The sequence below is a fragment of the Mycobacterium sp. NGS27 genome (assembly GCF_059813005.1).
Genome location: NZ_JCALDT010000005.1, coordinates 559,585 through 568,513, shown reverse-complemented (window position 1 = coordinate 568,513; position 8,929 = coordinate 559,585). Strand labels below are relative to the sequence as shown.

1 pseudogene is annotated in these 8,929 nt (G+C 64.8%); it reads right to left on the bottom strand.

Annotated features, from left to right (window positions below):
• Positions 1-8,906: pseudogene (locus AC5Y30_RS16965) on the bottom strand (amino acid adenylation domain-containing protein); the annotation flags it as partial.
• Between the last annotated feature and the right edge of the window lie 23 nt (positions 8,907-8,929).

The window sequence follows — 8,929 nt, the reverse complement described above, 5'->3', positions numbered from 1 at the left end:
ACCGCTCGACCAACAACTCGATAGTGGCCGGGTCGAATATGTCGGTGCGGAATTCGACCTCTCCGCCGATCCCGGCGGGATCGCCGGCATCAGTCCAGCGCTCGGCCAGCGAGAACGCCAAATCCATTCGGGCCGTGCGGATCTCCACTGGAAGCGTGGTGAGCTGCAAATCCCCGAGATCCAGCTCCGCGGATTGGTTGTTCTGCCAGGCCAACAGCACCTGGATCAGCGGATGGTGGGCCCGGCTCCGGGTGGGATTGAGCCGCTCGACCAGCACCTCAAAGGGCACATCTTGATGCTCATACGCCGCCAGACTGCGCTGACGCACCTGAGCCAGCAACTCGGCCACCGTGGGGTCCCCGGCCAGATCTATCCGCAGCACCAACGTGTTGATGAAAGCCCCGACCAGATCGTCTAGCGCGGTATCACGCCGCCCAGCGATCGGAAAGCCCACCGCCACATCGGAATTGGCGCTAATCGTCGACAGCAACACCGCCAGAGCGGCCTGAACCACCATGAAGCTGGTCGCATCGTGCTTGCGGGCCACCTCGCGGACCCGCTGCTGCAATTCGGCCGGCCAGTCCACCACCACACTGGCCCCGCGGTAATTCGCAATCGGCGGATAGGGCCGATCAGTGGGCAACTGCAGCTGCTCTGGCAGCCCAGCCAGAGTTTCCTCCCAATACGCCAGCTGTCCGGCGATGCGGCTGGCGCTGTCGTCAAGGTCGCCGAACTGCTCGCGCTGCCACAACGTGTAATCGACGTACTGCACCGGCAACGGCGCCCAACTCGGAGCCTGCCCGGCACACCGGCTGGCATAAGCCGCACCAAGATCACGTACCAGCGGGGCCACCGACCACCCATCGGCGGCGATGTGGTGCACCGCGGCCACCAGCACGTGGTTATCCTCGGCGACACGGAAAAGCCTTGCCCGCAAAGGAATCTCGGTGGCCAGATCGAACGTGTAGCGAGCCGCGGCGCCGGTGGCCTCCTCCAGCCGGTCCTCCGGCCACCCGACCGCATCCACGACCTGCCAGCCGAAGTCGGCCCGCTCGGCCGGCACCACTTGCTGCTGGGGTATCCCGTCCACCACGGGGAACGAGGTCCGCAGGCTCTCATGACGGCCGACCACATCGGCAAGCGCCGCCCCCAAAGCATCGGTATCCAGCCGACCGGTGAGCCGCAATGCCACCGCCATGTTGTAGATCGGGGACGGCCCCTGCAACTGATCGAGGAACCACAACCGGCTCTGGGCAAACGACAGCGGAACCACCGCCGGCCGCTCAACGACCACCAACGGCTCCAGCCCGCCCCCGTGGGCGCCGGTGCGGGGCGCCAGCTGGGCCACGGTCGGCGTCTCGAACAAGGCGCGCACCGACAGGCCCGAATCGAATGACTTGTTGATCGCGGCGATGGCGCGCATCGCCGAGAGTGAATCGCCGCCCAGATCGAAGAAGGATTCGTCGACGCCGACGCGTTCGAGGCCAAGGACCTGGGCATAGATCCCGGCAAGGATCTCCTCGGTCACCGTGGCCGGAGCCCGATAACCCTCGGCGTCCTGATACTCCGGCGCCGGCAACGCCCGCTTGTCCAACTTGCCGTTGACCGTCAACGGCAACCCCTCGAGCACGATCACCGCCGCCGGAACCATGTACTCCGGCAACCGCTCAGCCAACCCCGCCCGCGCCGCACCCGGATCCACCGTCCCGGTCACATACCCCACCAGACGCTTATCACCCGGACGATCCTCACGCGCGATCACGACCGCCTGGCGCACCCCATCCAGCGCGGCCAACGCCGCCCGCACCTCACCCAACTCGATGCGATACCCACGAATCTTGACCTGCTCATCAGCACGCCCGAAGTACTGCAACTGCCCATCAGCACCCCAACACACCACATCCCCGGTGCGATACATCCGCGCCCCGGTACCACCGAACGGGCACGCCACAAACCGCGACGCCGTCAAACCCGCGCGGCCCACGTAGCCATACCCCACCCCAGAACCGGCCACATACAACTCACCGGCAACACCCGCCGACACCGGCCGCAACCAGCCGTCCAACACAAAAAAGCCCAGATGCGCCAGCGGCACCCCCACCGGACTGGCCTTGGCCGCCACGTCGGCGCGCACAATCTCCCTGAACGACGCATGCACCGTCGTCTCAGTCGTGCCATACATATTGATCAACCGCGGCACCACCGGATGATCGGTGACCCAGGTCGCCAAACGCTGCGGCTCCAACGCCTCCCCGGCAAATACCACGGCCTGCAACTCAAGCCGCCGTCCCTGCTCCGGGCGCACCTCGTCAACAGCCTGCAGCGCATAAAACGCTGACGGCGTCTGACTCAACACACTGACCTGCTCGGCAACCAGCAACGCGTGGAAATCCTCCGGCGAACGCGCCACCGACTCCGGCACCACCACCAGCCGCCCACCATGCAGCAGCGCACCCCAGATCTCCCACACCGAGACGTCAAAGGCCAACGAATGCCACTGCGACCACACCTGCCCGGACAACTCCAGGTGCTCGCCCGCAGCCTCCAACAACCCCGTGACATTGCGGTGAGAAATCGCCACACCCTTAGGCACACCCGTGGTACCCGAGGTATAGATCAAATACGCCACGTCATCAGCCGAACGCGCCGGCAACCCCGTACCCGGCTGCCCTGTCACGCGCGGATCATCGAACTCGACCACAACCAGGTCAAACCCAACCAACCGATCCGCCAACTCCCCAGCACACACCGCCACCACCGGCGCCGCATCACCGAGCACGAACTGCACCCGCGCCGACGGTACGGCCGGATCAATCGGCACATACGCCGCCCCGGTCTTCAACACCGCCAGAATCGACACAACCGCCTCGACCGAACGGGAAAACAGCAACGCCACCCGCTCGCCCGGACCCACACCCAAGCCAACCAACAAGTGCGCCAACCGATTCGACGCCTCATCAAGCTCGCCATACGTCATCGACCGGCCGGCGAAACTCACCGCCACCGCCTCCGGCGCCCGCGCCACCTGCGCGGCAAACAACACCGGAATCGACACCCCCAAGCCCGCCGCCTGGGTCAACACCCCCCGGTTGGACCACCCATCCAACCGGACACGCTCGACCTCATCCAACAAATCCATCGACGACAACCGCCGCCCCGGATCAGCAACCATCCGGACCAAAATCTGCTGCAACCGATCGATCAACGTCTCGACGCTGGATGCGTCGAACACATCGGTATCGAACTCGAGGCGCAAACCCAACTCAGCGCCAGGCACGACCTGCACCGCGAGCGGGTAGTGGTTGTACTCGCGGTTGGTGAACTCGGTGACGACCAATCCGTCGGCGCCCAGCAACCCGTCGGTATCGAGCGGATAGTTTTCGAACGCGAAAAGGGTGTCGAATAGCTGGTCATGGCCAGTGGCGCGATGGATCTCGCTCAGCGCCAGGTGCTGGTGCTCAACGGTGTCGTTATGGATGGTCTGCAGCTGCGCCAGCAGGTCCACCGTGGTTGTTGCCGGCGAGATGCGCGCGCGCATCGGCACCGTGTTGATCAACAGCCCGATCATCGAGTCCGCGCCGAGTACCTCGGGTGGCCGGCCCGAGACCGTGACGCCGAAGACGACATCGTGGTGGCCGGTCAGTGAGGTCAGCAGCTGCGCCCAAGCGGCCTCCAGCACGACGTTGATCGTGGTGTGGCTTGAGCGCGCCAGCTCGCCGAGGGCATTCGTGGTTTCCTCTGGGACTCGAAACGACGCCACGCTTCGCCGTCCCAGCCGCAACCCACCTGGCTCGCCAACTAGCGTCGGGGCCTCGAAATCGGCGAGCACCTGACGCCACGCCCCATAGGCGGAGTCAACGTCTCGATCCGCCAACCAAGTCACAAACCTGCGATATGGGACCGCCGCGGGCAGCCGCTGACCGGAGTAGCTGGCGAAGATCTCCCCCAACAGGATCGACAGCGACCAACCATCAAGCACGATGTGGTGGTTCGTCAGCACGACCCGGTACCGGTCTGTTCCGGTGCGAATCAGCACCACCCGAAAGGGTGACTGATCAGCGAGATCGCACACAGCGGCACGTTCGGCGGCGCATACCCGCCGGATTTGCTCGTCGATGTCGGGACTGCCGTCAAGCTGCACATACCGCCAGGGCAGTTCCGGGTCAGCAGGGATGATCTGCACCGGCCGGTCGAACTTGTCGGAGAACCGAGCCGCCAGGTTTGGATGGCGGTTGACCACCGCGTGCACCGCATCGCGCAATCGGTCCGGGTCGAGCGGGCCGGCCACGGTGATATCCAGCTGCACCGCGTACAGATCGTCGCCGCCCTGCCCCGCGCTGGCATGAAAGAGTAGGCCCTGCTGCAGCGGAGTCAGCGGCAGGACGTCAGCAATCCGCATATTGCCGCTGGAGCTCGTCGATCTGCTGCTGACTGAGGCCGGTAAGCCCGATGTCGGAGGGCGTCAACCCGCCACCACCGCGACGCACGTGGGTGCAGATACCGGCGAGGGCGTCGAACCACAGCCGGCTCAGCCGCCTAACCTGCGCCTGATTCAGTGCCGAGGGCGCCCAGGTCCAGTCGGCGTGCAGGCGCGGGCCGGTTTCGGTGTCGATCGTGGCAGCGTTGAGCTCTAGCGTGTGCATCAGCGCCATCGGAATAGCCGCGGCCGCCGCGGTCAACGACAAGCCGTCCTGGCTGATCTGCCAGAGCTCGCCAGGAGCCTGGGCGTCCGGGCCACCGAACCGCCCCAGGTAGTTGAACCCGATCTGTGGATCGGAGCCCGCCAAGTCAGCGTCGGTGTTCAGATATCTCAGCAACCCGTAAGTCATACCGTCCGGAAGGTCCCGAAGCTGTTCCTTGGCGGTCTTGACCGCCGCCCCCAGCGCGGCGTCACCGGATCCCACCTGGGTCCAGCTGAGCCTGCCGAAGGTCAACGAGACCGGGTATTTGGTGGTGAACCATCCCACCGTGCGTGACAGGTCGATATCGTTAGCCAGCTCTTCGTTGCGTCCGTGGCCCTCGACATCGATACCGATGGGCGCGCCGCCTGTGCCGAGGAATTCCGCCAGCGCCACTCCAAATGCGATCAGCAGGATTTCCTGCACTCCGGCGTGGAACGACGCGGGCACCTCGCCGAGAAGCAGGCGAGTGGTCTCGGCATCCAGCTGCGTGGACAGACGACCGGCCGTGGCAAACGTGTCTACGGCCGGTTGCACTGCCGGCAGCACAGCCGGTGTCAACAATGCCTTCCGCCACGTCTCGGCCTCGTTCAAGACTGCAGCTTCGCGCGCATACTCGGCCAGCAGGGACGACCACCGGGCGAACGATGTTCCGCCCGGCGGCAACGCCACCGGCTTCCCGCTGTGGCGTTGGGCCCAGGCGATGTTGATGTCCTCGAGCAATATCCGCCAGGACACCCCGTCGACGGCCAAATGGTGAATGACCAACGCCAACTGCCCCGTGGACGCCACCCATACGGCGCTGAGCATCACGCCGGCGGCCGGGTTCAACCGCGACCGCGCCTTGACCAGCGCTTCCTCGGACATCACGTCCACTGACTGCAGGCAGCCGCCGGCATCGACGGCCCCCGCCTCGGGCACCTGCAGCGACCAGCCGCCGGCGCCGTCGTCCTCGGCACGCAGGCGCAGTACGGGATGCCGATCCAGCAACGCCTGCAGGACCGCTACCACGTCCGGTTCGCTAACCCGCGGGGGTGCCTGCATCACCAGAGTCTGGTTGAACTGGTCAACCGCGCCATCCACGCCTCGCAGCCAGCGCATGATCGGGGTGGCCACCACCGGTCCGAGACCCTCGTCGTCGACCTCGCCATCGCGGTCGATGACGCCGGCTACCGAGGCCAGCCGTGCGACGGTCTGCTCGACGAAAACGTCGCGGGGCCGGCACCGCACCCCGGCTTTGCGAGCCCGCGCGACCACCTGCATCGACAGAATGCTATCGCCGCCGAGTTCGAAGAAGGATTCATCGACGCCGACGCGTTCGAGGCCAAGGACCTGGGCATAGATCCCCGCAAGGATCTCCTCGGTCACCGTGGCCGGAGCCCGATAACCCTCGGCGTCCTGATACTCCGGCGCCGGCAACGCCCGCTTGTCCAACTTGCCGTTGACCGTCAACGGCAACCCCTCGAGCACGATCACCGCCGCGGGAACCATGTACTCCGGCAACCGCTCAGCCAACCCCGCCCGCGCCGCACCCGGATCCACCGTCCCGGTCACATACCCCACCAGACGCTTATCACCCGGACGATCCTCACGCGCGATCACGACCGCCTGGCGCACCCCATCCAGCGCGGCCAACGCCGCCCGCACCTCACCCAACTCGATGCGATACCCACGAATCTTGACCTGCTCATCAGCACGCCCGAAGTACTGCAACTGCCCATCAGCACCCCAACACACCACATCCCCGGTGCGATACATCCGCGCCCCGGTACCACCGAACGGGCACGCCACAAACCGCGACGCCGTCAACTCGGGCCGACGCACATACCCGCATCCGACGCCTCGGCCCGCCACATACAACTCACCGACCACACCCATCGGCACCGGCCGCAACCACCCATCCAAGACAAACAACGCCGCACCAGACACCGGCGAACCGATCGGCACCTCATCTGACCCCGACGTCAGCGGGCCAGTCATCGCCGCGTACACCGTGGCCTCGGTCGGGCCGTAGGCGTTGATCATCACTCTTCCGGGCGCCCACCGATCCACCACTTCGGCCGGGCAGGCCTCGCCCGCCACCACCACTGCCGTCGAATCTAATCCCTCTTGCGCCAACATCCCAAGGGCAGAAGGAGTTTGGCATAAGACGCTGACCTTTTCGGCGACCAGTAAATCATGGAAGTCCTCGGGTGAGCGCGCCACCAGCTCGGGCACCACCACCAGCCGCCCACCGTGCAGCAGCGCGCCGAAAATCTCCCACACCGAGACGTCGAAGGTGAAGGAGTGCCATTGAGACCACACCCTCCCTGGTCCGGGCGGCAGGCCCGCATGCAGCACCTCAAGCAACTGGGTCACGTTGCGTTGCGTGACGGCTACGCCTTTGGGGATGCCGGTGGTGCCCGAGGTGTAGATGATGTAGGCGATGTTGTCGGGCGCAGGCGCCGGCAGCCCCGTGCACGCACACGCCTGGATCTCGGCGGCACCGACATCGATGACCGGCAGATCACAGCCATCGAGGCGCTCCACCAAATCCTGGGTCGTGACCGCCACAATCGGCGCGGCATCGGCAAGCATGAACTCCAACCGCGCCGTCGGCAACGCCGGATCCATCGGCAAATACGCCGCCCCGGTCTTCAACACCGCCAAGATCGACACAATCGCCTCAGCCGAACGGGCAAACAACAACGCCACACACTGCCCAGGCCCCACACCCCGACCGGCCAGATGATGCCCCAACCGGTTGGCAGCCTCATCAAGCTCGCGATAAGTCCACCGGCGCTGCCCACACACCAGCGCCACCGCCTCCGGAGCGCGAGCCACCTGAGCGGCGAACAACTCCGGAACCGACGCCGAGGACCCCACCGCCGCGGCCAACACCGACCGATTACCCAACTCATCGAGCCGCGCCTGCTCGGCCCCATCAAGCAGACCCATCGACGACAACCGCCGCACCGGATCGGCAGCCATCGCCACCAACACCCGTTCTAGCCGCGTGGCCAACTCCCCGAGATCGCAATCGGGCAGCAACTGCCCCGCACCCGGCGTGGACAAAAACAGCTGATCCTCGTCCCGGAAAAAGACCAGCCGGAACTGATCCCCCAACCCGTCATGAGTCAACGTCGCCGTCACCGCAGAGCCGGCAAGATCTGCCAGATGCGTAGTCGGGATGAAGTTGACCGCCACCCGATTCGACGCCTGCCCGGGACCCCGGAAATGCCCCGCATTCTCCAACGCGTGCACCGGGAACCGCTGATGCTGCAACGCTTCTCGAATCCGCCTGTCGACGTGTTCACAAAAGCCGGCCACCGTCGACCCCGGCGACGCCTTCAACACCAGCGGCACCACCCCAGAAATCATTCCCGGCACCAGCTTGGACTCCGGCCGCACCCGCCTGCTCACCGGGAAATCGAACACGATCTCCGAATTCTCGATATCGCCCCCACCGACCAGCAGCGCACACGCCGCAGTAATCACCGACGACCGACGCATCCCCAACGTCTTCGCCAGCATGTCGATGCCGGCGACGGCGTTCGAGTCCAGCTGCACGGGCGCAGACGATTCGTCGCAGTCGTTCGCGTTCGCAGCGTCCGATGCCTGATAGCGCGGTTCACTCTGCGGGGGCAGATTCTTGGCCCAATACTCCTGGTCATCGAGATAATCGCCGGAAGATTCATATTCCAGCTCACAGTCGATCAGATCGTGCAATGAGCCGAAGTAAGTATCAGGAATCGACTCACCACAAGCCAAAGCACTATAGGTGGTGGCTACCCGATGGAGAACTAGTGCGAGACCGATTCCGTCGGTCACAATGTGATGACAGCACGCGAAGAAATAAAATTCATCCGTCCGTGTCTGCAACAAAGCGAATTTGAATAGCGGGCCACTAAGCGGCATCGCCGTTCGCTGAATCGAGGACGCCAGCCGATAGGCGTCCTGCTCGGAATCCCGGGATTCTGTCAAATCGTAGCGAGCAAGTTCGACATGTGGATCCTCGACCACACTTTGAATAATCTGGCCATCGACCTCGGAAAAGACGGCTCGCAGCGGTTCGGCTTCCCGCACAACCTGGCGGATCGCGGATTCGAACAAGTCAGCGTCGATAGGGCCCGCAATCCGCATGAATACGCCAAGCTGCCACCTGGCAGCAAACTGTCCTGTTTCTTCTGCGAGCCATATATCCAGTTGCCCCCGCGTTAGCGGAAGTGAACGGTCATGAAGTCTCATACCACTCCCCCGAAACACACGAT